This window comes from Frigidibacter sp. SD6-1, assembly GCF_030143255.1.
GTDB lineage: Bacteria > Pseudomonadota > Alphaproteobacteria > Rhodobacterales > Rhodobacteraceae > TMP-24.
Window position 1 is genome coordinate 44,424 of record NZ_JARJNR010000004.1, and the last position, 22,465, is coordinate 66,888.

Annotated in this window: 23 protein-coding genes and 1 pseudogene; 12 read left to right on the top strand and 12 right to left on the bottom strand. The window is 64.7% G+C overall.

The features are described from left to right. The 7 genes from P0645_RS08550 to cysE are packed head-to-tail and all read left to right on the top strand — an operon-like array spanning nucleotide 1 to nucleotide 7,772. Nucleotides 1-633, top strand: coding sequence for a DUF2460 domain-containing protein (locus tag P0645_RS08550; protein WP_284164157.1), 633 nt, complete (start codon nucleotides 1-3; stop codon nucleotides 631-633). Beyond that, nucleotides 630-1,520: a phage/gene transfer agent baseplate hub protein gene (locus P0645_RS08555; RefSeq protein WP_284164158.1), complete on the top strand. Its 891-nt coding sequence runs from the start codon at nucleotides 630-632 to the stop codon at nucleotides 1,518-1,520. The genes P0645_RS08550 and P0645_RS08555 overlap by 4 nt, the downstream gene beginning before the upstream one ends. After that, nucleotides 1,517-1,963, top strand: a complete 447-nt coding sequence (locus P0645_RS08560; RefSeq protein WP_284164159.1) for a C40 family peptidase — start codon at nucleotides 1,517-1,519, stop codon at nucleotides 1,961-1,963. The genes P0645_RS08555 and P0645_RS08560 overlap by 4 nt, the downstream gene beginning before the upstream one ends. Then, the gene (locus P0645_RS08565; protein WP_284164160.1) at nucleotides 1,964-5,887 is read left to right on the top strand and encodes a baseplate multidomain protein megatron; all 3,924 of its coding nucleotides are present in this window, start codon (nucleotides 1,964-1,966) and stop codon (nucleotides 5,885-5,887) included. Continuing rightward, the gene (locus tag P0645_RS08570) at nucleotides 5,880-6,590 is read left to right on the top strand and encodes a DUF2793 domain-containing protein (RefSeq protein WP_284164161.1); all 711 of its coding nucleotides are present in this window, start codon (nucleotides 5,880-5,882) and stop codon (nucleotides 6,588-6,590) included. Before P0645_RS08565 ends, P0645_RS08570 begins: the two co-directional genes overlap by 8 nt. 2 nt (nucleotides 6,591-6,592) lie before the next feature. After that, nucleotides 6,593-6,970 carry a DUF7742 family protein gene (locus P0645_RS19340; RefSeq protein ID WP_502854354.1) on the top strand — a complete coding sequence of 126 codons (378 nt, stop codon included), beginning with the start codon at nucleotides 6,593-6,595 and terminating at the stop codon, nucleotides 6,968-6,970. Continuing rightward, the gene (gene cysE, locus P0645_RS08575; RefSeq protein WP_284164162.1) at nucleotides 6,963-7,772 is read left to right on the top strand and encodes a serine O-acetyltransferase; all 810 of its coding nucleotides are present in this window, start codon (nucleotides 6,963-6,965) and stop codon (nucleotides 7,770-7,772) included. The genes P0645_RS19340 and cysE overlap by 8 nt, the downstream gene beginning before the upstream one ends. 65 nt (nucleotides 7,773-7,837) lie before the next feature. On the opposite strand, the gene P0645_RS08580 is transcribed toward cysE, so the two are convergent. From P0645_RS08580 to P0645_RS08615, 8 genes are all read right to left on the bottom strand, one after another. After that, nucleotides 7,838-9,142: a pyruvate dehydrogenase complex dihydrolipoamide acetyltransferase gene (locus tag P0645_RS08580; RefSeq protein ID WP_284164163.1), complete on the bottom strand. Its 1,305-nt coding sequence runs from the start codon at nucleotides 9,140-9,142 to the stop codon at nucleotides 7,838-7,840. 8 nt (nucleotides 9,143-9,150) lie between these two features. Continuing rightward, a complete protein-coding gene (locus tag P0645_RS08585) occupies nucleotides 9,151-10,545 on the bottom strand; it encodes a pyruvate dehydrogenase complex E1 component subunit beta (protein ID WP_284164164.1) in 1,395 nt (464 codons plus the stop codon). Nucleotides 10,546-10,630: 85 nt separating this feature from the next. After that, entirely contained in the window at nucleotides 10,631-11,155 is a 525-nt protein-coding gene (locus tag P0645_RS08590; RefSeq protein WP_284164165.1) for a hypothetical protein, read from the bottom strand. 11 nt (nucleotides 11,156-11,166) lie between these two features. Beyond that, complete coding sequence (gene pdhA, locus P0645_RS08595; RefSeq protein ID WP_284164166.1) at nucleotides 11,167-12,156, bottom strand: pyruvate dehydrogenase (acetyl-transferring) E1 component subunit alpha; 990 nt, start codon at nucleotides 12,154-12,156, stop codon at nucleotides 11,167-11,169. A 176-nt stretch (nucleotides 12,157-12,332) separates the two neighbouring features. Then, a complete protein-coding gene (locus tag P0645_RS08600; protein ID WP_284164467.1) occupies nucleotides 12,333-12,632 on the bottom strand; it encodes a septum formation initiator family protein in 300 nt (99 codons plus the stop codon). A 114-nt stretch (nucleotides 12,633-12,746) separates the two neighbouring features. Next, complete coding sequence (locus tag P0645_RS08605; protein ID WP_284164167.1) at nucleotides 12,747-13,637, bottom strand: fructose bisphosphate aldolase; 891 nt, start codon at nucleotides 13,635-13,637, stop codon at nucleotides 12,747-12,749. A gap of 174 nt (nucleotides 13,638-13,811) precedes the next feature. Further along, complete coding sequence (locus P0645_RS08610; RefSeq protein ID WP_284164168.1) at nucleotides 13,812-14,600, bottom strand: SDR family NAD(P)-dependent oxidoreductase; 789 nt, start codon at nucleotides 14,598-14,600, stop codon at nucleotides 13,812-13,814. A 90-nt stretch (nucleotides 14,601-14,690) separates the two neighbouring features. Next, entirely contained in the window at nucleotides 14,691-15,881 is a 1,191-nt protein-coding gene (locus P0645_RS08615; RefSeq protein WP_284164169.1) for a phosphoglycerate kinase, read from the bottom strand. Nucleotides 15,882-16,040: 159 nt separating this feature from the next. Between P0645_RS08615 and P0645_RS08620 the strand changes: the two genes are divergently transcribed. From P0645_RS08620 to P0645_RS08630, 3 genes are all read left to right on the top strand, one after another. Continuing rightward, the gene (locus P0645_RS08620; RefSeq protein ID WP_284164170.1) at nucleotides 16,041-16,547 is read left to right on the top strand and encodes a peptidylprolyl isomerase; all 507 of its coding nucleotides are present in this window, start codon (nucleotides 16,041-16,043) and stop codon (nucleotides 16,545-16,547) included. Beyond that, a complete protein-coding gene (locus tag P0645_RS08625) occupies nucleotides 16,540-17,154 on the top strand; it encodes a peptidylprolyl isomerase (RefSeq protein WP_284164171.1) in 615 nt (204 codons plus the stop codon). The genes P0645_RS08620 and P0645_RS08625 overlap by 8 nt, the downstream gene beginning before the upstream one ends. An 87-nt stretch (nucleotides 17,155-17,241) precedes the next feature. Next, nucleotides 17,242-18,219 (top strand): DUF3179 domain-containing protein, encoded by a 978-nt coding sequence (locus P0645_RS08630; protein WP_284164172.1) that lies wholly within the window; start codon nucleotides 17,242-17,244, stop codon nucleotides 18,217-18,219. A gap of 9 nt (nucleotides 18,220-18,228) precedes the next feature. Here the strand turns inward: P0645_RS08630 and P0645_RS08635 are convergent, their stop codons facing one another. Both P0645_RS08635 and tyrS read right to left on the bottom strand, forming a co-directional pair. Beyond that, nucleotides 18,229-18,585, bottom strand: a complete 357-nt coding sequence (locus tag P0645_RS08635) for a hypothetical protein (RefSeq protein WP_284164173.1) — start codon at nucleotides 18,583-18,585, stop codon at nucleotides 18,229-18,231. Between the two features lie 4 nt (nucleotides 18,586-18,589). Beyond that, nucleotides 18,590-19,840, bottom strand: a complete 1,251-nt coding sequence (gene tyrS / locus P0645_RS08640) for a tyrosine--tRNA ligase (RefSeq protein WP_284164174.1) — start codon at nucleotides 19,838-19,840, stop codon at nucleotides 18,590-18,592. Between the two features lie 62 nt (nucleotides 19,841-19,902). Between tyrS and P0645_RS08645 the strand changes: the two genes are divergently transcribed. After that, nucleotides 19,903-21,009 (top strand): anhydro-N-acetylmuramic acid kinase, encoded by a 1,107-nt coding sequence (locus P0645_RS08645; RefSeq protein WP_284164175.1) that lies wholly within the window; start codon nucleotides 19,903-19,905, stop codon nucleotides 21,007-21,009. Here P0645_RS08645 and rarD read toward each other — a convergent pair. Further along, nucleotides 20,984-21,919 carry an EamA family transporter RarD gene (rarD, locus tag P0645_RS08650; RefSeq protein WP_284164176.1) on the bottom strand — a complete coding sequence of 312 codons (936 nt, stop codon included), beginning with the start codon at nucleotides 21,917-21,919 and terminating at the stop codon, nucleotides 20,984-20,986. The two genes, P0645_RS08645 and rarD, sit on opposite strands and share 26 nt — an antisense overlap. Before the next feature lie 80 nt (nucleotides 21,920-21,999). Here rarD and P0645_RS08655 point away from each other — a divergent pair. Further along, a pseudogene (locus tag P0645_RS08655) lies at nucleotides 22,000-22,299 on the top strand (DDE-type integrase/transposase/recombinase); the annotation flags it as partial. Here the strand turns inward: P0645_RS08655 and P0645_RS19295 are convergent. After that, nucleotides 22,226-22,444 (bottom strand): hydantoinase/oxoprolinase N-terminal domain-containing protein, encoded by a 219-nt coding sequence (locus P0645_RS19295; protein ID WP_349775074.1) that lies wholly within the window; start codon nucleotides 22,442-22,444, stop codon nucleotides 22,226-22,228. The pseudogene P0645_RS08655 and the gene P0645_RS19295 overlap by 74 nt on opposite strands. Nucleotides 22,445-22,465 lie beyond the last annotated feature (21 nt).

A 22,465-nucleotide genomic window follows, 5' to 3' on the forward strand; every position in this document is an offset into this window, starting at 1 on the left:
ATGGCCTTTCATGAAGTCAGATTTCCGGCGAACCTGTCCTTCGGGTCGGTCGGAGGCCCCGAGCGACGCACCGAAGTGGTGACGCTGACCAACGGTTTTGAGGAACGCAACACGCCCTGGGCCGAGGCGCGGCGGCGCTATGATGCGGGCGTATCGCTCAGGAGCCTCGACGATATCGAGGATCTGATCGCCTTCTTCGAGGCGCGGCAGGGGCAGCTGCACGCTTTCCGCTGGAAGGACTGGGCGGATTACAAGAGCTGCCGGTCGTCGGTTGCGGTCGGCTTCGAGGACCAGCTGATTGGCGTCGGCGATGGGGTCGCGACCGACTATCAACTGACCAAGACCTATTCCTCCGGCCCGACGGCGCAGGTGCGGCGGATCACCAAGCCGGTCCTCGGGACGGTACGGATCGGGCTGCAGGGCGATGAGGTGCAGGAGAGCCTGCAGTTTACTGTGGACTACACGAGCGGGATCGTGAGTTTCGTCACGCCGCCCGCCGTCGGCGAACAGGTCACGGCCGGGTTCGAGTTCGATGTGCCGGTGCGCTTCGACGTGGATCGTATCCAGGTCTCGGTTGCGTCTTTTCAGGCGGGTGATGTGCCGCATGTGCCGGTAGCGGAGGTGCGGCTGTGAGTTATCCAGACGCACTGAAGGCGCATCTTGCGAGCGGCTCGACCACCATCGCGCGGTGCTTTTCGCTGAAGCGCAGGGACGGGCTGACGCTTGGCTTCACCGACCATGACCGCGATCTGAGTTTTGGCGGCGTGACCTATCGCGCGGATACCGGGTTGACGGCGCGGGCGCTGCAGATGGGCACGGGCCTGTCGGTCGACAACAGCGAGGCGTTCGGTGCGCTGAGGTCCGACGCGATCACCGAGGAGGATATCCTGGCCGGGCGCTATGATGGCGCCGAGGTCACGGCCTGGATCGTCAACTGGGCGGACGTTTCGGTGCGGGCGCGGGAGTTCACGGGCACCATAGGCGAGGTCAGCCGGTCGGGCGGGTCGTTCACGGCGGAGCTGCGCGGCTTGTCCGAGCGGCTCAACCAGCCGCAGGGCCGCATTTATCACGGGCAATGTTCGGCAATCCTGGGTGACGCACGTTGCGCATTCGATCTGAACCAGCCTGGATATAGCGATGAACGTCCGGTCGAGGTTGTGACGGGTGCGCGGACGTTCAGGTTTGCGTCCTTTGCAGGATATGAGGATCGTTTCTTCGAAAAGGGGCGATTTGTCGTTCTGAGCGGGCAGGCGGCGGGTCTGGTCGGTGTGGTGAAGAACGACCGCCTTGGCGTGGATGGGTCGCGGGTGGTGGAGCTGTGGCAGGCGCTTGGTCTGTCGCCGTCGGCGGGCGATCAGGTCCGGATCGAGGCGGGCTGCGACAAGCGCGAGGACACCTGTCGGCTGAAGTTCGCGAACTTCCTGAATTTCAGAGGGTTTCCGCACATTCCAGGCGAGGACTGGCTCATGTCCTTTCCGACCAGCGGCGGCCTGAATGATGGCGGGAGCCTGAACGGATGACGGTCGGTGAGCGCGCCGTTGCCGCCGCCCGACGCTGGCTCGGGACGCCTTATCGGCATCAGGCATCCACGCAAGGAGCCGGGGCTGACTGCCTAGGGCTGATCCGCGGAGTTTGGCGAGAACTTTACGGGCATGAGCCGGAATTGCCACCTGCCTATACGGCGGACTGGTCCGAGCCGGGTGGAGAGGAGCTGCTTTGGGCAGCCGCACTGCGGCATTTGCTTCCTGTGCCTGAGGAAATTCGCTTTCACTCGGGGCAGGTTGCGCTTTTCAGGATGCGGGACGGCGGCGTGGCCAAGCATCTGGGCATTCTCAGCACCGGGCCCGGCGGGCCGGGCTTCATCCATGCATATAGTGGGCATGCGGTAGTCGAGAGCCCGCTTTCCGCCCCCTGGGCGCGCCGGATCGTGGCGCGTTTTACCTTTCCCGAGGGAGAAAGATGAATGGCGACGATCCTATTGTCGGCCGCAGGCGCCTCGATTGGCGCGGGCTTTGGCGGCACCATATTCGGGCTTTCCGGCGCGGTGATCGGCCGGGCGATCGGCGCGACCATCGGTCGGGCGATCGACCAGAGATTGATGGGGCCGGGTTCGCAAGCTGTCGAAACCGGAAAGATCGACCGGTTTCGCTTGAGCGGCGCGAGCGAGGGTGCGCCGGTCGGTCAGGTCTGGGGCCGGATGCGGGTTGCCGGGCAGGTGATCTGGGCATCGCGCTTTCTGGAGAAGACGACGACGACCGAGAGCGGTGGCGGCAAGGGTGCGCCGCAGCCGTCGACGACGGTCACAGAATATAGCTACTCGGTGAGCCTTGCGCTGGCACTCTGCGAAGGCGAGATCGCCGCCGTGAACCGCGTCTGGGCGGATGGGGTCGAGATTGCCCCGGGCAGTGTGAACATGCGCGTCTACACCGGCAGCGAGACGCAACTTCCCGATCCCAAGATCGAGGCGGTGGAGGCAGCGGGGCAGGTACCCGCCTATCGCGGCACGGCCTATGTGGTGTTCGAGGATCTGGAGCTTGCGCCCTATGGCAACCGGGTCCCGCAGTTCTCCTTCGAAGTCTTCCGGCAGGCGCAGGGGCCGTTGATCGACAAGGCGCCCGATCTTTCGCGCGGGATCAAGGCTGTGGCGCTTATTCCCGGCACCGGGGAATATGCGCTTGCGACCAGCCCTGTCCACTATCCCCGCGCGCTTGGCCAGAACGTGTCGGCCAATATCCACAGCCCGGCGGGCGGCACCGACATGGTGGTGTCGCTTCGGACGCTGGGTGTCGAGCTGCCCGCCTGTCAGTCCGTGTCGCTGGTTGTCAGCTGGTTTGGCAGCGATCTCCGTGCGGGGCATTGTACGATCAAGCCCAAGGTCGAGGATGCGAGCGTCGACGGTGTGCCGCTGGCATGGCGCGCGGGCGGTATCGACCGTTCGCAGGCCGAGGAGGTGGTGCGGATTGCGGGGCGACCGGCCTACGGCGGGACACCTTCGGACGCGTCGGTTGTCGAAGCCATCCAGTCTATTCATGCATCGGGCAAGGAGGTCATGTTCTATCCTTTCGTGCTGATGGATCAGCTGGCGGGCAATGGCCTGCCCGACCCATGGACGGGGGCAGGCGATCAACCCGCACTTCCCTGGCGCGGGCGGATCACCCTGTCGGTTGCGCCGGGACGCGGCGGCACGCCGGATCGGACAGCCGCCGCTGCGGCCGAGGTTGACAGCTTCTTCGGCGCCGCCGCGCCGGGCAATTTTTCCGGCTCCGGCAGCTCGATCAGCTATTCCGGCCCGAGTGAATGGTCGTACCGGCGGTTCATCCTGCATTATGCGAAGCTTTGTGCGGCTGCGGGCGGGGTCGAGGCCTTTTGCATCGGATCGGAGCTGCGAGGTCTGACGCAGATCCGCGGCGCGTCTGACAGTTTCCCGACGGTAGACGAGCTTAGGTCGCTCGCTGCGGATGTAAGGTCGATCCTCGGCCCCTCGGTCAAGATCACCTACGCTGCCGACTGGTCGGAATATGCGAGTTACAACGACGGCCAGGGCAATCTCTATTTCCACCTCGATGCACTCTGGGCGGATCCGAACATCGATTTCATCGGGATCGACAACTATCTGCCGCTGTCGGATTGGCGCGACGAGGAGGGGCACGCGGACGAAAGCTGGGGGTCGATCTACAGCATCGACTATCTGAAGGCGAATGTCGCAGGGGGTGAATATTACGATTGGTACTATGGGTCGCCCGAAGAGCGCGCTGCCCAGCGCCGGACGCCGATCACCGATGGTGCCTATGGCGAGCCCTGGGTCTGGCGGGTCAAGGATATTCGCGGCTGGTGGGAAAACGCACACCACGACCGGTTGAACGGGGTCAGGCAGGCGGCCGCGACGGACTGGGTGCCGGGATCCAAGCCGATCTGGTTCACCGAATATGGCTGTGCGGCCATCGACAAGGGGACGAACGAGCCGAACAAGTTCCTTGACCCCAAATCGTCAGAGTCGGTTCTGCCGATCCATTCAAACGGGCGGCGCGACGATCTGATCCAGATGCAATATCTGCGCGCGATGATCGATTTCTGGGCAGAACCGGCGAACAATCCGGTGTCGGCCGTCTACAACGGACCGATGATTGACATGGAGCGTGCCCATGTCTGGTGCTGGGATGCGCGGCCCTTCCCGCAGTTTCCAAGCAACGAAACTGCCTGGTCGGACGGTCCTAACTATCGCCGTGGCCATTGGGTGAGCGGCCGTACCACGGCTCAGCCCCTGTCGAGCGTTGTTGCCGAGATATGCGGTCGCACCGGTCTGACTGCGTTCGACGTGTCGGGCCTTTATGGTCTTGTCCGGGGATATGCGGTTCCCGATGTCAGCACCGCGCGGCAGGCCCTGCAGCCGCTGATGATCGCCTATGGGTTCGAGGCGCTGGAGCGCGACGGGGTTCTCGTCTTCCGGATGCGGGACGGCCGGCCAGATCATACGGTCGGGCAGGACTGGTTGGCCACGACCGATGATCTCACCGGCTTTGTCGAGACGGCAAGGGCCATGGAGGCGGAGGTCGCGGGCAGGGTAAGGCTGTCTTTTGTCGAGGCAGAGGGCGACTATGAGGCACGGGCGGTCGAGGCGATCTTCCCTGACGAAGAAACGACGAGCGTATCGCAGTCGGAGGTCAACCTGTCCCTGACCCAGCCGGAAGCGCGGCGCGTGGTCGAGCGTTGGCTGAGCGAGGCGCGTGTTGCGCGAGACGGCGCGAAGTTCGCGCTGCCGCCTTCGCTTGCTCACATCGGGACAGGAGATGTCGTTCAGTTGGCTGACGGTCCGACCGGGGCCTACCGGATCGACCGGGTCGAGCGCGCCGGTGCCGTAGCGGTCGAGGCCGTCCGCGTGGAACCGGCGGTCTATCAGCCCTCCGATGAAGCCGAGGTGCGGGTGACGCCACGGGCCTTCGTCCCGCCGGTGCCGGTCGAGTTCTCCTTCCTTGATCTGCCGCTGATGTCCGGCAATGAGGTGGAACATCAGCCGCATGTCGCTGTAACGGCCACGCCCTGGCCCGGGGCGGTAGCAGTCTATTCGTCCGATGTGGACGCGGGTTATCGGTTGAACAGGCAGATCACCGCACGGTCGGTTATCGGCGAAACGCTATCGACGCTCGATCCGGCGCGTCATGGGGTATGGGACCGCGGCCCGGCTCTCAGGGTCAGGGTCACCGGCGGCGCGCTGGCGTCGGTAACGGATGATCAGTTGTTCAACGGCGCCAATCTGCTCGCCATCGGTGACGGGAGCGCTGCCACCTGGGAACTTCTGCAATTCCGCGACGCGGTTCTGGTCGCGCCCGACACCTATGATCTGTTTATGCGCCTTCGCGGGCAGGCGGGAACCGATGCAGCGGTTGGCGGAGGTTGGCCCGCCGGCAGCCGGATCGTTTTGATGAACGGGGCGCCGAAACAGCTGGCGATGTCGATCTCGGAGCGCGATCTCCTCCGGCACTACCGGATCGGTGCGGCGAAGCGCCCCTATACCGACCCGTCATACGAGCATGTCACGGAGGCTTTCTCGGGGATTGGTCTTCGGCCGCTCTCGCCCTGTCACCTGCAGGCCCGGCGTTCGGGCTCGGGCGATTATGCGGTCGATTGGATCCGCCGCACGCGGATCGATGGCGACAGTTGGTCGGCCTATGAGGTGCCGCTGGGTGAGCTGCGCGAGCGCTATCTGCTGCGTGTGATGGTTGGCAGCGCCATGGTTCGCGAAGCGACGCTCGGCAGCCCGGACTGGACCTACTCCGGTGCAATGCGGACGGCCGATGGAACCATCGGGCAGACCTTCAAGCTTCTCGTCGCTCAATTGTCCGACGCATTCGGGCCGGGGCCTTTCACGGAGATCACGATCAATGACTAATACGTCTCAGCTCGGCCTTCCGCTTCTTCAGGCGGCACAGGCCCAGAAACATGTGACAATGAACGAAGCGCTTGCGCGAATTGATGGCCTTGTCCAGTTGGTCGTCCAATCAAGGACGCTCGCCGTTCCGCCGGCCGTTGTTGGCGAGGGGCTTGTTTGGTCCGTACCCTCGGGGGCCGTCAACGAATGGTCGGGACAGGACGGGGCGCTGGCGGTCGGGCGCAACGGTGGCTGGGATTTCGTCGCGCCGAAACGCGGCTGGCGCGCACTGCTGCTGGACGAAGGTATTCAGGCGATCCACGACGGCACAGCCTGGCGCGGCGGCATGTTGACGCTGTCGCCCAACAATGCCGGAATGGCTGCGAAAGTAGCCGAGATCGACCATACAGTCACTGCGGGAACGGTTTCGACGACAGCCAATCTGATCCCTCCGAACGCCGTCGTCCTAGGCGCCACCGCGCGGGTCCTGACGACGATCACCGGTACGCTGACCAGCTGGCAGCTCGGCAATCCCGGCGCCGTCGGTCGTTATGGGTCGGGCCTTGGAACCGCCGCCAACGCCTTCGCGCGCGGCGTTCTTAGTCAGCCGACGGCATTCTATTCCGCGACGCCGATGCAGCTCGATGCGACGGGCGGGAACTTCGCGGGGGGAAGCGTCCGGATCGCGGTCCATTATCTCGAGATCGGTCTGCCTGATCTCTGAGAATGCGGTCAGTGACGCCGACCGATGTGGAACTGCTCGCTCTCGCCCTTGCAACAACGTCGCCGGTCGGTTGGCAGAGGCTAGTTCAGAGCCATTTGCAGCATGTGCAAGCCGCAGATCTGTACCGAAAAAGACTGGGCCGTCTTCAGCCGCGATGGGGAAGCGGCGGATTGGCTTCAGCACTTGTCGGCGGAAACATGAGCGCTCAGCCAGACGGGGACAGCGCTTTGTATTTCGCGGCGACGCTGGCGGTTCGACATGGCATTCTGGAATGGCGAACCCGCCAAAATGTGAAACGGCCTGACGTCCGCTTGCCGTTTTCTCCCGGCGCCATATCTGCTACCCTGACGCGCAGAACTGAGGGAGAAGCAGATGGCTGAAGTTGCAGCAAGAGTCGCGCAGGTCGATCCGGTCTGGACCCATGTCTGCGAAGAGGCCCGCGCCGCCGTGCGGGACGAGCCGTTGCTGGGTGGGTTCTTCCATACCGGCATTCTACACCACCCGACATTGGAACGGGCTCTGGGTTACCGGTTCTCGCTGAAACTTGCCTCGGGCGAGATGAGCGAGCAGCTCCTGCGCGAGATCGCCGACACAGCCTACGCCTCGGCGCCCGAGCTCGGCCAGGCTGCGCGCGCCGATTGCGTCGCCGTCTATGACCGCGATCCCGCCTGCCACCGCTTCCTGCAACCCATTCTATTCTTCAAGGGGTATCAGGCGATCCAGGCCTACAGGATCGGTCATTGGCTCTGGACCACGGGGCGCCGCGACCTGGCGCTTTTCGTCCAGATGCGGGTGAGCGAGGTCTTCGGCGTCGATATCCATCCCAATGCCCGTGTCGGCAAGGGGATCATGATCGACCATGCCCATTCCATCGTCATCGGCGAGACGGCGGTCGTGGGCGACAATGTCTCGATGCTCCATTCAGTGACGCTGGGAGGCACCGGCAAGGAGGACGGCGACCGCCATCCGAAGATCGGCAATGGTGTGCTGATCGGCGCGGGCGCGAAGATCCTCGGCAATATACGCGTGGGCGATTGCTGCCGCGTGGCCGCCGGGTCGGTGGTGTTGCACGATGTTCCGCCCTGCAAGACCGTCGCCGGCGTTCCGGCGCGGATCGTGGGGGAGGCGGGCTGTTCGCAGCCCTCGCTGACCATGGATCAGAATTTCGACGACGAAGGCTGAGCTTCAGTCCTTGAGAAACAGGAAGGCCGGGGCGTCTTCGCGCTCCGGCCTTTTGTTTTCCCTGATCACGCGAGCATCGCGATCGGGTTTTCCAGATTGGTCACGATCTGCTTCAGAAGCTCCGCCCCGAGCGCGCCGTCGATCACGCGGTGATCGACAGACAGGGTCATCGACATGACGGTTGCCACGCCGATCGTCCCGTCGGCCTTCACCACCGGTTTCTTTACGCCCGCGCCGACCGCAAGGATCGCGCCGTGGGGCGGATTGATCACCGCATCGAAATTGTCGATGCCGAACATCCCGAGGTTCGAGATCGCGAAACTCCCGCCCTGATATTCATGAGGTGCGAGCTTCTTGGTCTTGGCACGGGTGGCAAGGTCCTTCATCTCGGCGGACAGAGCTGACAGGCTCTTCGCCTCGGCGTCCTTCAGGACCGGTGTGAAAAGCCCGCCCTCCACGGCCACCGCGACAGCGACATCCGAGGGCTTGAGCTTCAGGATACGGTCGCCCGCCCAGACGGCGTTCGCGTCCGGCACGGCTTGAAGTGCTGCGGCGCAGGCCTTGATGACGAAGTCATTGACCGACAGTTTCACGCCCCGAGCTTCCAGCCCCTTGTTGAGCTGTTCGCGGAAGGCCATCAGTGCGTCAAGCTGCACGTCTCGCCGCAGGTAGAAATGCGGGATCGTCTGCTTGGCTTCGGTCAGCCGTGCCGCGATCGTACGGCGCATGCCGTCGAGCGTGACCTCAGTAAAGGCGCGACCCTCGTACATCTTGAGAACCGTCGCCGTCGCGGGACCAGACGGCATCGTCGCAGGTGCAGCGGCGGCTGGCGCCGGGGCTGCGGCGGGAGCAGCTGTGGGTCTGGAGCCCGGCACCGCCTTCTCGACATCGGCCTTGATGATCCGCCCATGCGGGCCGCTGCCCGCTATGGCGGCCAGATCGACGCCCTTTTCCTTCGCCAGCCGCCGTGCGAGCGGCGAGGCGATCACGCGCGCACCGGCCTTGACCGGAGCTGCAGGCGCGGGTGCCGCAGCGACCGCAGCCGGTTCGGAAGCAGCCGCAGGTGCAGCGGCCGGCGCAGGCGCAACGGGCTGAGCCGCCGGGGCAGAAGCGGCCGGAACCGCCTCGCCCTCTTCGACCAGCACCGCAATCGGCGTGTTGACCTTCACGCCCTGCGTGCCTTCGGCGATCAGGATCCTGCCAAGCGTCCCTTCATCGACCGCCTCGAATTCCATCGTCGCCTTGTCGGTCTCGATCTCGGCGATGATATCGCCCGACTTGACCGTGTCGCCTTCCTTCTTCAGCCATTTGGCCAGAGTGCCCTCTTCCATCGTGGGCGAAAGCGCGGGCATGAGAATTTCGGTTGCCATGGGTCACCTCACCGGTAGCAGACGGATTTGACGGCGGTCACAATCTCGGCGGGCGTGATCAGCGCCAGCTTCTCAAGGTTCGCCGCATAGGGCATCGGCACATCCTTACCGGTGCAGTTCACGACCGGAGCGTCGAGATAGTCGAACGCCCGCTCCATGATCACCGCCGACAGATGGTTGCCGATGGAGCCGACCGGGAAGCCTTCCTCGACGGTGACGCAGCGGTTGGTCTTCATCACCGAGGCGAGCACCGTGTCATAATCGATGGGCCTGAGCGTCCGAAGGTCGATGACCTCGGCGCTGATCCCGTCCTTCGCCAGCTGATCCGCCGCCTCCAGCGCATGGGCCATGCCGATGCCGAACGACACGATGGTGACATCCGAACCTTCGCGCCAGATGCGCGCCTTGCCGAAGGGAATGGTGAAATCGGGCAGGTCCGGCACTTCGAACGACCGGCCGTACAGGATCTCGTTTTCCAGGAACACGACCGGATTGGGATCGCGGATCGCGCTTTTCAGAAGACCCTTCGCATCGGCCGCCGAATAGGGCATCACCACCCTGAGGCCCGGGATCGCCGCATACCAGGCGGCATAATCCTGGCTGTGCTGTGCTGCCACCCGCGCTGCCGCGCCGTTCGGGCCACGGAAGACGATGGGGCAGGGCAGCTGGCCGCCCGACATGTAATTGGTCTTGGCGGCCGAGTTGATGATATGGTCGATCGCCTGCATGGCGAAGTTGAAGGTCATGAATTCGACGATCGGGCTCAGCCCGCCCCAGGCCGCGCCGACGCCGATGCCCGCGAACCCGATCTCGGTGATCGGCGTGTCGATCACCCGCTTCGGCCCGAACTCGTCCAAGAGCCCCTGGGAAATCTTGTAGGCGCCCTGATATTCGCCGACCTCCTCGCCCATGAGGAAGACATTGCCGTTGGCGCGCATCTCCTCGGCCATCGCCTCGCGGAGCGCCTCGCGCACCGTCATCGTCTTCATCGCCGTGCCTTCGGCCCAGTCCGGCGAGGCGTTGGAGACGACGGCAACCGGTGCGGCCACGACCGCAGGCGCGGCGGGCGGCTCATCGCTCTGCGGGGCGTCGCTCTTCGCCGAAGAGGGCGCGGCCGCGCCCGATGAGGCGCCCGACGGGCCGCTTGCCGGAACCGCTTCGCCTTCCTCGACCAGAACCGCGATCGGCGTATTGACCTTCACGCCCTGCGTTCCCTCGGCCACCAGGATCTTGCCCACGGTCCCTTCATCGACCGCCTCGAATTCCATCGTCGCCTTGTCGGTCTCGATCTCGGCGATGATCTGGCCGGACTTGACCGCATCGCCTTCCTTGACCAGCCATTTCGCCAGCGTGCCCTCTTCCATCGTGGGCGACAGGGCCGGCATCAGAATTTCGGTTGCCATCTTGCCATTCTCTCCCTCATGCGCGCGCGCGCCCCGCGCGGCTGGTTCACTTTCGCGCGGGCCGACGACTCGGCCGACGCAATGATCAAAATCGCGTCCAGTCGCAGATCGACGGCCAGAAGCCGCACCATGAGGTCGCAAGCCGTTCCGGCCGGTCGAATCCGGCGAATGCCCAGACCGCGAATGCCGCCAGCCCGACGATGATCGGATAGTAGATGACATTCAGCCCGATGGAGCGCAAAAGCCCCAGCCGTCGGCCATCAAGGTCTCTGACATAGTGGGAATAGACCAGTATGCAGACGAGGCTTGTCGTGGCAAACGTCACCCAGCTCTGCCATCCGCCTCCTGATTGAGCGGTGGCCGATACCGCCACTTTCCCAGTTGCGATGCCGAACCCCAGGATGAGACCCGCGATCGTGCCGAACAGGACGGACCACCAATAGGCCGAAAAGCACGAAGCCCATGTCGCAGGGAATCGCAGCAGCGTCCGGCTGACCACGGCCATCAGCCAGGACGCCAGCAGGCTGCCGACCAATACTCCGAAGGCGAGCATCACCAGAAGCTCGATCAGGTTCATGCCGTCGAAGGAACTCGCGATCGCGTCGAACATCGGAAGTATCCTCAGGCGTAGATATCGGTCCAGAGCTCGCTCAATTGCGGCTCGGGGCTTTCCTTGGCGAAATCGGCGCTGTCGTTGACGATCGCCTTGATTTCCTTGTCGATCGTCTTCAGATCCTCTTCGGAGGCATGACCCGCGCCGACCAGAAGGTCGCGCACATGATCGATCGCGTCCTTCTCCTGCTTGATCTTCTCCACCTCCTCGCGGGTCCGGTATTTCGCCGGGTCCGACATGGAATGGCCACGGTAGCGGTAGGTCATCATCTCGAGGATATAGGGGCCCTTGCCCGCACGGCAGTGCGCCACCGCCTTCTCGCCCGCGGCCTTCACGGCGAGCACATCCATCCCGTCGACCTGCTCGCCCGGGATGCCATAAGCGGTGCCGCGCCCGAAAAGCGTCGTCGACTTCGTGGCGCGCTTCATCGAGGTGCCCATCGCATATTGGTTGTTCTCGATCACGAAGACCACCGGCAGGCCCCAGAGTTCCGCCATATTGTAGGTCTCGTAGACCTGGCCCTGGTTCGCCGCCCCGTCGCCGAAATAGACGAAGGTCACATTGTCATTGCCCTTGTACCAGTCCGACATGGCAAGGCCCGCACCCAGCGGCACCTGCGCGCCGACGATGCCGTGGCCGCCGTAGAAATGCTTCTCGCGGCTGAACATGTGCATCGAGCCGCCCTTGCCCTTGGAATAGCCGCCCACGCGCCCGGTCAGCTCCGCCATCACGCCGCGCGCTTCCATCCCGCAGGCCAGCATGTGGCCATGGTCGCGGTAGGAGGTCAGGCGCTTGTCGCCGTCCTTGGTGCAGGCCTCAAGCCCCACCACCACCGCTTCCTGCCCGATGTAGAGATGGCAGAAGCCGCCGATCAGACCCATGCCGTATAGCTGACCCGCCTTTTCCTCGAATCGCCGGATCAGCAGCATCTCGCGGTAATATTTGAGCAACTCATCCTTGGAGACATTTGATTTTTCGGAACTTTTACGCGCTGCCATCCTGGCGACCTCCCGCTGGCGGTAAGATAGTTCAACGTTAAACTATCTATAGCGCAATTACACCCGCAATGCGAGCGAAAACTTCCCCGACGGAAGGGCGGGTACCGGATTTCGATGCGAAATCCGGTCCGAAATCTTTGAAAGATTTCGGTTCGCCCAAAGGATGCGGCTGCCCTTTACTGGATGACCAGTTCGTCGGAGCGGACATAGCCCAGCACGTTGCGGGCCCGTTCGTCCAGAAGGTCGAGGTCGAGGTAATCGTCCGAGAGGCGCCGCGTCAGGTTTTCCATCCGTGCCGCCTCGGCCTTCAGCCGGTCGCGCTCGGCCATCAGTTCCTGCTTTTCGGCGCTGATCTCGACACGCTTCACCACGCCGTAATCGCCCTGTACGGCAGCGAAAGTGAAATAGGCCGCCGTCGCCAGGAATAGCCCGGCCATGGTGGCCATGCCCACCGCAGGTTTCAATGTCGCCAGCATCTGCCCATGCACTCCATGCCGCCTCTCACGGGCGGTCATGGACGAATCATGGCACATCCGATTCGCGAAGGGAATCCCCCATGGGGGATTCTCGCCGAGAATTCAGCCCTTTGCTCAGGTGATCGAGGCCTCGTAAATGCCCTGCACCGCCGCATCCAGCGCCCGGTCGAAGGCTGCATCATCCTGCTGGGCGGACAGGCCTTCGGTCAGCGCCCGCGAGAAACTCGCGATCATGCCGGGGTTCCGGGCGAGAATGCGGTTGGCCTCGTCGCGGCTGTAGCCCCCCGAAAGCGCCACCACCCGCATCACCTTCGGATGGTCGATCAGCGCCCGATAGTGGCCCTCGACCGTGGGCAGCGTCAGCTTCAGCATCACTTCGCGGCCCGCAGGCAGCGCGTCGAGCTGGCGCAGGATCTCCGCCTTCAGCATCTCTTCCGCCTCGGCCTTGTCGGGGATCGAGATCGTGACTTCCGGCTCGATGATCGGCATCAGGCCCGCGTCAAGGATCTGCGCTGCCACCTCGAACTGCTGGGCGACGTTCGCCGCAATCCCCCTGGCGTTCGCCGCATCGATGACCGAGCGCATCTTGGTGCCGAAGATCCGCTTCTCGACCGCCCGCTTCAACAGCGCATCCAGCCCGCCGATCGGCTTCATCAGCTTCACGCCGTCCGCCTCTTCCTCCAGCCCCTTGTCGACCTTCAGGAAGGGGACGACCTGCTTTTCGTCCCACAGATAATCGGCGGCGGGCTTGCCGCCGATCTCGCCATCCATGGTCCGCTCAAACAGGATCGCCCCGATCACGCGGCTGCCGTCGAAGGCCCGCGACTGGGCGATCCGTGCACGCATCTGATGGATCAACGCGAACATCTCTGCGTCGCCCGCATAGGCGCTTTCCGGCACGCCATAAAGCTTCAGCGCCTTGGGTGTCGACCCGCCGCTCTGGTCGAGTGCGGCGATGAAGCCCTTGCCCTTGCGCATCTGTTCGGCCTGGCTCTGACGTGCCATCTGTCTCTCCGTCACTGCGGGCGGCAGGAAGCGCCACCCTTTCCACCGCTCTTAGGACAGGGCAGGCGGGCTTGCAAATCTGGTGGCGCTAACAGGCGCGACCCGGTTCCCGGGCGGCGCCAATTCGGCCGCATTCCGCCTGCACAGCTCGACCCGGAAACGCTTTCGCAGCCGCTATTTCAGGAATTTCGCGGCGATCCGCGTCGTCAGCCAGCGGGGCGCGAGGCGCGGCGCGAACGCGAAGACCTTGTTCGACAGTCCCGTCACCTTCACCCTCTTGCCGCGCTTCATCGCCCGCCAGCCCGCTTTCGCCACCGCTCGCGCCGACTGGACCGGCGCGCGCTTGAACAGCGTCACCTCCTCCATCTTCGCGTCCTTCTGGAAGTTGGTCGCCGTCGGCCCGGGGCAGAGGACGGAAATCTTCACCGTCCCGCCGCGCAATTCCTCCGCCACTGCCTCGCTCAGCGACAGAAGATAGGCCTTGGTCGCATGATAGACCGCCATGTTCGGTCCCGGCATGAAGGCCGCCGTCGAGGCGACATTCAGGATCCGCCCGCCACCCGCTGCCTGCATGTGCGGGATCGCATGTTTCATCAGGATCGTGGGCGCTAGCGCATTGACGAGGATCGAGATTTCCTCGCGGATGAAATCCTCGCCGCCGAAGGGCCCGTTGTAGCCAAGCCCCGCATTGTTCACCAGAACGTCGATCCGCCGCCGCGACGAGGCCTTGCGCCACAGAAGCTCGACCGCGTCCGGGTCTGCCAGGTCGGTCGGGATGACCTCGATGGCGATCTTGTGCTTGGCGCGCAGCTCCTCGGCCAGGGCCTCCATCTTCGCTTCCTGCCGGGCGGCAAGGATCAGGTCGCGCCCCTCGGCGGCGGCGATGATCGCGAACTCGCGCCCCAGCCCCTCGGAGGCTCCGGTGATGAGCGTCCAGCCCTTCAGGCCACTGCCAGCCGCCATCAAGACCTCCTCTGTCCGCGCGCCCCTCGAAGGTAGGACATTCGCGCAGTCTTGCAAGCTTTCCCTGCCGTCACGCCGCCCGCCCGGACCTCAGTCCATCAATGCGGCGACACCCGGCAGGTCCTTGCCCTCCATCCATTCGAGGAAGGCGCCGCCCGCCGTCGAGATGAAGGTGAAATCATCGGCCGCGCCCGCCTTGTTCAGGGCCGCGACCGTATCGCCGCCACCCGCGACCGAGACAAGCTTGCCCGCCCGCGTCAGCTCCGCCACCTTCGCCGCCGCCGCATTGGTCGCCGCATCGAAGGGCTGCAGTTCGAACGCGCCCAAAGGTCCGTTCCAGATGAGCGTCCGGCAGGACTGGAAGACCGTGTCCAGGACCGCGACCGTCGAGGGTCCGGCATCGAGGATCATCGCATCCGGCGGGCAGTGCGAGACCGGCACCACCTCATGCTCCGCGCCCGCCTTGAATTCGCGCGCCACCACGACATCGACCGGCAGGTGGATGGCACAGCCGGTTTCTTCCGCCTTGGCCAGGATCGCGCTCGCCGTCTCGGCCATCTCGCGCTCGGCCAGCGAGATGCCGACCTCAACGCCCCTGGCGACGAGGAAGGTGTTTGCCATGCCGCCGCCGATCACCAGATGGTCGACCTTCTCGATCAGGTTGCCCAAGAGGTCGAGCTTGGTGGAGACCTTCGCGCCCCCCACCACCGCCGCCACCGGCCGCTGCGGTTCGCCAAGCGCCGCGTTCAGCGCCTTCAGCTCGGCCTCCATCAGCCGCCCCGCACAAGCGGGCAGCAGTTTCGCGATCCCTTCGGTCGAGGCATGGGCCCGGTGCGCGGCCGAAAAGGCATCGTTCACATAGACCTGGCCAAGGGCTGCCATCCCGGCGGCAAGCGCGGGGTCGTTCTTTTCCTCGCCCTCATGGAAACGGGTGTTTTCCAGAAGCAGCACGCCGTCCGGCGGCAGGGCCGCCACGGCCTTCTTCGCCGGTCCGCCGACGCAATCCTCGGCAAAGGCCACCGGCAGCCCTAGCGCCGTTTCAAGGGCTGGCAGCGTCACGCGCAGGCTCATCTCCGGCACGACCTTGCCCTTGGGGCGGCCGAAATGGGCAAGCAGCACCACGCTCGCGCCTTTCGCGATCAGGTCCTTCACCGTGGGCACGATCTTCTCGATCCGGGTCGCGTCCGTCACGACGCCCGCTTCCACCGGCACGTTGATATCGACCCGCACCAGCGCGACCTTGCCCGCGACATCCATGTCGTCGATCGTCTTGAACCCCATGATCCGTCCTTTCCCACCGCGCTCTCGCGGCCAGTCTCGCAGGCCGCGGCAGCCTCGATCAACCGATCTCTGCCCAACCATGCCTTTCTGGCCGCTTTTCGCTTTTCTTGCCCGCCGTCAAGCCCTAGGTTCCCGCGCGAACGAATTAAGGAGGCGATCATGGCCGACATCAAGGATCCCGAGAACACGATCATCATCACGCTGAAGGACGGCCCCGTCGTCATCGAGCTGCTGAAGGATGTGGCGCCGAAGCATGCCGAACGGATGAAAGACCTCGCCCGCGCGGGCAAGTATGACAATGTGGCCTTCCACCGGGTGATCGACGGGTTCATGGCCCAGACCGGCGACGTGCAGCATGCCAATATGGAGGCGGGCTGGAACCCCGGCCGCGCCGGAACCGGCGGCTCGGACCTGCCCGACCTTCCGGCGGAATTTTCCAAGCTTCCCCATGATCGCGGCACGCTCGGCGCCGCGCGCTCGATGAACCCCAACTCGGCCAACAGCCAGTTCTTCATCAACTTCAAGGACAATCACTTCTTGAATGGCCAGTATACTGTCTATGGCCGGGTGATCTCGGGCATGGAACATGTCGACAAGATCACGCGCGGCGAGCCGCCCGCGAACCCCGACCGCATGGTCTCGGTCAAGGTGGCGGCGGATGTCTGACCGTATCTTCCTGACCGGCGGGGCGGCGGCGCTCGCCTCCATCGTCGCCGCCTGGTGGCTCTTCGGGCAACTCTCGCAAAGCTCGGTCAGCGATGTCGACGGACCAGGGCCGAACCTGGTGATCGAGGTGGCGGGGCAGGCGAACGGCACGGTCGTGATCGACCTCCAGCCCGAGCTTGCGCCCCGCAACGTCGCCCAGGTGGTCGAACTCGCGAAGGGCGGGTTTTACAACGGCGTCGTCTTCCACCGGGTGATCGACGGCTTCATGGCCCAGACCGGCGATGTGCAATATGGCCGTTCCGGCGGCGACATTTCGCAGGCGGGCATGGGCAATTCCGAGTTGCCCGATCTGCCGGCGGAATTCTCGAAGGTGCCGTTCGAACGCGGCATCGTCGGCATGGCGCGGACGAATTCGCCCGACAGCGCCAACTCCCAGTTCTTCATCATGTTCGGCCCGGCCCCGCATCTGAACGGCGACTATACCGTGATCGGCCATGTGATCTCGGGGATGGAGGTCGTCGACAAGATCAAGCGCGGCGAGGTCAACCTCGGCGGCGCGGTCACCGACGCGCCCGACGTGATGGCGCGGGTCTCGGTCACCGAGTAGGCCCGTTCATAATCCGGTGATCGGCGGCCTTTTGGTTGGCCTCCGGGCACCTCTTCCGGCAGTCTGACTGACGGAGGAAGGCCGCCGATGATCCGCTTCTCATTTGTCCTCTGTTTGGCGCTCGCGCCAATCCTGACGGCACCGCCCGCCGCAGGTGACGAAGCACGCTGGCGCGCGCTCTGGCCCGCGACCGATTTCAGCCGGACGACCATCGATCTTGACGAGGTCCTCTCCGGCGGTCCGCCCAAGGACGGCATTCCGGCGATCGACGCACCGCAGATGATCGCGGTTGCAGACGAGACGCGCCTGACCGAGGCGGAGCCGGTGATGACCCTCACGCATCCCGGCGATGCGCCGCGGGCCTGGCCCATCCGCTATCTGATCTGGCATGAAATCGTGAATGACCGGGTGGGCGATATGCCCGTCGCCGTCACCTTCTGTCCGCTCTGCAATACCGGCATGATCTTCGACCGCCGCCTTGGTGGGCGGACCTACAGTTTTGGCGTCTCGGGCCTTTTGCGGCATTCCGACATGATCATGTACGACCGCGAGACCGAAAGCTGGTGGCAACAGGCGCTGGGCGAGGGGATCGCCGGGCAGATGGCGGGCAAGCGCCTCACGCAACTGCCCGCCCGCATGGAAAGCTGGGGCGATTTTCGCCGCGCCCATCCCGACGGGCTGGTGATGGATGAACCCGACTGGCCGCGTGCCTATGGCAGCAACCCTTACGTGGGCTATGACAGCGCAGCGCGGCCCTTCCTTTATACCGGCGACGACCCGCCGCACGGTATCGCGCCCCTTGCCCGCGTGGTGCGGGTGGGCAATCGCGCCTGGCCGATGGAACGGGTGGTGGCCGCCGGGACCCTGACCGAGGCCGGCGTGACCTTGTCCTGGACCGGCGGCCAGGCCTCGGCGCTTGACGAGAAGGCAATCGGCAAGGGCCGCGACGTGGGCAGCGTGCGGGTCACCGATCCCGCGACCGGGCGCGACCTCGTCCACGACCTGCCCTTCGCCTTTGCCTTTCACGCCTTCCACCCGCAGGGGGAATGGATGCTCGGGCGGTGACGTCGGCGATCAGCCGCCGGGACGGCATTCCAGGACGAAAGCAAGCGATTTTGCGGGAATGTAAGTGCTTTCCGCCAGCTTGCAGCCTGATCGCGCCTGAATGTTGCGAAGCGCAGCCTGCACCGCACTGTCGTCGCTCAGCGGGTTCCCTTCGGCATCAAAGGCCATACCGTGCTTGTAGCGTACCTTGCCCTTGAACTTCACGTCCTCGTCGATGACGAAAATGAAACTCCCGCCCGTGTAGACTTCGTTCGAGTTGAAGGGCGCGCGGCTGATAGCAAGTTGCGTTTCCGGTGACAGCGGGAAATCCGCGAGACACGGGACAGGCACGGTCAGCGCAAGCAGAATCGCGAAAATCCGTCTCATCATCTCAGTCCATCACCACCAAAGCATGGCGTTTCTTGCCCGCCGTCAGCTTCAGGGGCCCGGCCAGATGGCTCGCGCCGAGCCTGAGCCCCGCATCCGTCACCGGCTCGTCGTTCAGCCGCGCGCCGCCTTCCTGGATCAGGCGTTTGGCATCCTTGCCCGAGGCGGCAAGGCCGGTCCGTACGAACAGCTGGACGATGCCCAGACCTTCCGCCGCCTCCTCGGCACTGACACGCAAGGTCGGCAGGTCATCGCCCACGCCGCCCTTCTCGAACACCTCGCGCGCGGTCGCTTCCGCCGCCGCCGCCGCTTCCGGCCCATGGGCAAGCGTCGTCACCTCATTGGCCAGCACGATCTTCGCCGCATTGATCTCCGACCCGCCAAGCGCTCCCAGCCGGTCGCACTCCTCGACGGGCAGCTCGGTGTACAGCTTCAGGAAACGGCCCACGTCCGCATCGGTCGTGTTCCGCCAGTACTGCCAGAACGCGTAGGGGCTGAACATGTCGGCGTTCAGCCAGACCGCGCCCGACTGTGACTTGCCCATCTTCTTGCCGTCCGAGGTGGTCAGAAGATGCGAGGTCAGGCCATAGATTTCCCGGTCGAGCACCCGCCGCGTCAGGTCGATCCCGTTGACGATATTGCCCCACTGGTCGGACCCGCCCATCTGCAACAGGCAGCCATAGCGCCGGTTCAGCTCCAGAAAGTCATAGGCCTGCAGGATCATGTAGTTGAATTCGAGGAACGAGAGCGATTGTTCGCGATCCAGCCGCGATTTCACGCTTTCGAACGACAGCATCCGGTTGACCGAGAAATGCCGCCCGATATCGCGTAGGAAATCTAGGTAGTTCAGACTGTCCAGCCATTCGGCATTGTTCAGCATCAAGGCGTCGCCGGGCTTGTCGCCGAAGGTGACATAGGCCGAAAACACCCGCTTGATCCCGGCGATATTGTCGTCGATCTGCGCGGGCGTCAGCAGGGGCCGCTCCTCCGCACGGAAGGACGGATCGCCCACCTTCGTCGTGCCGCCGCCCATCAGGACCAGCGGCTTGTGCCCGGTCTTCTGCAACCACCGCAGCATCATGATCTGGATGAGCGATCCGACATGCAGCGACTTCGCCGTCGCGTCAAAGCCGATATAGGCCGGCACGACCCCCTTCACCAAAGCCTCGTCCAGCCCCTGATAATCGGTGCAATCGGCCAGGAAGCCGCGCTCGATCATCACGCGCATGAAATCCGATTTCGGGTGGTAGGTCATCGTCCTATCGTCCATTCTGTTGACAGTGGCGGTATATCGGCGCCTTGGGCGCGAGGAAAGGGATGATGAAGGGGCAGGCACTCTGGGCCTTGGGCACCATGTCCGGGACCTCGCTCGACGGGGTCGATGCGGCCATGATCCGGACCGACGGGCACGAGATATTCGAGTTCGGCACGACCGCCTACCGTCCCTATACCGACGCCGAACGCGCGACCCTGCGCGCCGCCCTCGGCCGCTGGCCGGGCGAGCCGGGGGTGGCCGAGGCGGCGGAAGTGGTTGAAACCGCGCATGCGGAGCTTCTCGCACGTTTCACCGGTGCCGATCTCGTGGGATTCCACGGCCAGACGCTCGCCCATGACCCGGCCCGGCGCGGCACCCATCAGGCAGGCGAAGGCGCGCTGCTGGCCGAGGCTTTGGGCTTGCCGGTCGTCTGGGATTTCCGCTCGGCCGACGTGGGCCTGGGCGGGCAGGGCGCGCCGCTTGCGCCCTTCTTCCACCATGCGCTCGCCCGCCTCACCGGCGCTGAAAGGCCTGTGGTCTTTCTCAACCTCGGCGGCGTCGGCAACGTGACCTGGGTTGATCCGTCCATCCCCGACCCCGACAAGCCGGGCGCCTGCGTCGCCTTCGACACCGGCCCCGCCAATGCGCCGATCAACGACTACATGCGCCTGCGGCTCGGAAAGGAACGCGACGAGGCGGGCGCGCTTGCGGCGAAGGGCAGGGTCGATGCCCGCATCGTCCGCACCTTCCTAACCCATCCCTATTTCCTGAAAGTCCCGCCGAAATCGCTCGACCGGAACGATTTTCACACGCTCCTGAAATCGGTTCGCACCCGCACCATCCCGAACGCCGTCGCCACCCTCACGGCCTGCGCCGCCGCCGCCGTGGCGGCAGGCTTCTCCCAATTTCCAAGCCCGCCCGAGGCGGTCCTCGTCTCAGGCGGCGGGCGGCATAACAGAACACTGATGAAGATGCTGGCCGACCGGCTTCCCTGTCCGGTCAAGCCGGTCGAGGCGGCGGGTCTCAATGGCGACATGCTGGAAGCGCAGGCCTTCGCCTATCTCGCGGTCCGGGTTCTGAACGGCCTGCCGACCTCCTGCCCGGAAACCACCGGCGCCCGCATGGCGGTTGGCGGCGGCCAGGTCAGCCGCCCGACCGTGCCCGCCTGACGCCCGCCTGCCGGATCAGTGCCATCGAATAGATCGCCAAGGCCGCCCAGATCATCGGGAAAGCGATGGCCTTGCCCCGCCCGAACGGCTCGCCGAAGAGGAAGACGGCGGTCAGGAAGATCATCGTCGGCGCGATATATTGCATGATGCCGATGGTCGAGAGCCTCAAGAGTTTCGCGCCGTTGGCATAGACCATCAGCGGCACGGCGGTGACGAGCCCGCAGCCCGCCAGAAGCGCCGTATCGGTCCAGGCGCCGCCGAAAGCCACCGGCGCGCCGGTCGCCGCCCGCCAGGCCAAATAGCCAAGCGCCAAGGGCAGAAGCAGGATCACCTCAAGCGCGAAACCCTGGTTGGGGCCGATCGGCAGCGATTTCTTGAAATAGGCATAGATCCCCCAGGTCAGCGTCAGGCTGAGCGCCACCAGAGGCAGCCGCCCGGCTTCCCAGGTCAGGACGCCGACTGCCAGTGTGGCCAGAAGGATCGCGAGTTTCTGCATCCCGTCCAGCCGCTCGCCCAGAAGGACGGCACCCAGGAAGACGCTGAACAAGGGGTTGATGTAATAGCCAAGGGCGGCGTCCAGCGCATGCCCGCTTTGGACCGCCCAGACATAGATGCCCCAGTTGATCGAAATGAACCCCGCCGTTACCGCCGCCATGCCAAGCATCCTCGGGGTCTTTAGCGCCGCCGTCAGATCCGCCGTCCGGCCAAGCCAGAGAAGGATCAGGAGCGCCACCGGCACCGACCAGATCACCCGATGCGCCAGAACCTCCAGCGTCGGGATATGGGCCATCGCCTTCATGTACAGGGGCAGGAAGCCCCAGAGCACATAGGCGGCCAGCGCGAACAAGAAGCCGCGCAGCGAATCCTCGTTCTGAGCCATGGGCTGTCGGCTTGCATTCGTCTCGGTCATGTCGGCGTCCTACGCCCCGTCGCACCCGGGCGCCACCCGGAACTTTGAGGTGCCCCTAGATTTGTAGACGCTTTGCCCCCTACGGCTACCGCAAGCTCGCCGACGATCTGCGTGACCAAGGCGAGCACGTTTCGGAGAACCGGGTGGCACGGCTGGCATCAATGGCCGGGATAGCCGCGCAGGTTGGCTACAAGCGCCGTCCCGGCCGCTATGGCGGTAAGCCCGCCGTCCTCGTGAACAACACCCTGGACCGGCAGTTTGAGGTCGATGCGCCCGACAGGGGCTGGGTGACCGACATCACCTACATCAAGACCCAGGAGAGCTGGTTGTATCTTTCGGTCGTGATCGATCTGTTCTCGCGACGCGTGGTCGGCTGGTCCGCCCAGCCGCTTCGGAAATACCGACCGAAAGGTCGTATCTCGTCGTCAGAGCTTTCGCCTTTGCCACAAGGCCATGGTCTTCGCACCAGAGAACGGCATCCGTATATCTCCCGCCGGTATCGGTGCCGAGATAGAGCTGATCCATGATGGGTGAGCTGCCCCTCGA

What these genes read in the sequence shown, in the direction of transcription:
- P0645_RS08625 (WP_284164171.1), top strand. Translation starts at nt 16,540, where the DNA reads ATGTCTGACCGTATCTTCCTGACCGGCGGGGCGGCGGCGCTCGCCTCC.
- rarD (WP_284164176.1), bottom strand. Translation starts at nt 21,919, where the DNA reads ATGACCGAGACGAATGCAAGCCGACAGCCCATGGCTCAGAACGAGGAT.
- P0645_RS08605 (WP_284164167.1), bottom strand. Translation starts at nt 13,637, where the DNA reads ATGGCACGTCAGAGCCAGGCCGAACAGATGCGCAAGGGCAAGGGCTTC.
- cysE (WP_284164162.1), top strand. Translation starts at nt 6,963, where the DNA reads ATGGCTGAAGTTGCAGCAAGAGTCGCGCAGGTCGATCCGGTCTGGACC.
- P0645_RS08590 (WP_284164165.1), bottom strand. Translation starts at nt 11,155, where the DNA reads ATGTTCGACGCGATCGCGAGTTCCTTCGACGGCATGAACCTGATCGAG.
- P0645_RS08580 (WP_284164163.1), bottom strand. Translation starts at nt 9,142, where the DNA reads ATGGCAACCGAAATTCTCATGCCCGCGCTTTCGCCCACGATGGAAGAG.
- P0645_RS08565 (WP_284164160.1), top strand. Translation starts at nt 1,964, where the DNA reads ATGGCGACGATCCTATTGTCGGCCGCAGGCGCCTCGATTGGCGCGGGC.
- P0645_RS08645 (WP_284164175.1), top strand. Translation starts at nt 19,903, where the DNA reads ATGATGAAGGGGCAGGCACTCTGGGCCTTGGGCACCATGTCCGGGACC.
- P0645_RS08635 (WP_284164173.1), bottom strand. Translation starts at nt 18,585, where the DNA reads ATGAGACGGATTTTCGCGATTCTGCTTGCGCTGACCGTGCCTGTCCCG.
- P0645_RS08630 (WP_284164172.1), top strand. Translation starts at nt 17,242, where the DNA reads ATGATCCGCTTCTCATTTGTCCTCTGTTTGGCGCTCGCGCCAATCCTG.
- P0645_RS08550 (WP_284164157.1), top strand. Translation starts at nt 1, where the DNA reads ATGGCCTTTCATGAAGTCAGATTTCCGGCGAACCTGTCCTTCGGGTCG.
- P0645_RS08560 (WP_284164159.1), top strand. Translation starts at nt 1,517, where the DNA reads ATGACGGTCGGTGAGCGCGCCGTTGCCGCCGCCCGACGCTGGCTCGGG.
- tyrS (WP_284164174.1), bottom strand. Translation starts at nt 19,840, where the DNA reads ATGACCTACCACCCGAAATCGGATTTCATGCGCGTGATGATCGAGCGC.
- pdhA (WP_284164166.1), bottom strand. Translation starts at nt 12,156, where the DNA reads ATGGCAGCGCGTAAAAGTTCCGAAAAATCAAATGTCTCCAAGGATGAG.
- P0645_RS08570 (WP_284164161.1), top strand. Translation starts at nt 5,880, where the DNA reads ATGACTAATACGTCTCAGCTCGGCCTTCCGCTTCTTCAGGCGGCACAG.
- P0645_RS08615 (WP_284164169.1), bottom strand. Translation starts at nt 15,881, where the DNA reads ATGGGGTTCAAGACGATCGACGACATGGATGTCGCGGGCAAGGTCGCG.
- P0645_RS08610 (WP_284164168.1), bottom strand. Translation starts at nt 14,600, where the DNA reads ATGGCGGCTGGCAGTGGCCTGAAGGGCTGGACGCTCATCACCGGAGCC.
- P0645_RS08585 (WP_284164164.1), bottom strand. Translation starts at nt 10,545, where the DNA reads ATGGCAACCGAAATTCTGATGCCGGCCCTGTCGCCCACGATGGAAGAG.
- P0645_RS19295 (WP_349775074.1), bottom strand. Translation starts at nt 22,444, where the DNA reads ATGGATCAGCTCTATCTCGGCACCGATACCGGCGGGAGATATACGGAT.
- P0645_RS08620 (WP_284164170.1), top strand. Translation starts at nt 16,041, where the DNA reads ATGGCCGACATCAAGGATCCCGAGAACACGATCATCATCACGCTGAAG.
- P0645_RS08600 (WP_284164467.1), bottom strand. Translation starts at nt 12,632, where the DNA reads ATGCTGGCGACATTGAAACCTGCGGTGGGCATGGCCACCATGGCCGGG.
- P0645_RS19340 (WP_502854354.1), top strand. Translation starts at nt 6,593, where the DNA reads ATGCGGTCAGTGACGCCGACCGATGTGGAACTGCTCGCTCTCGCCCTT.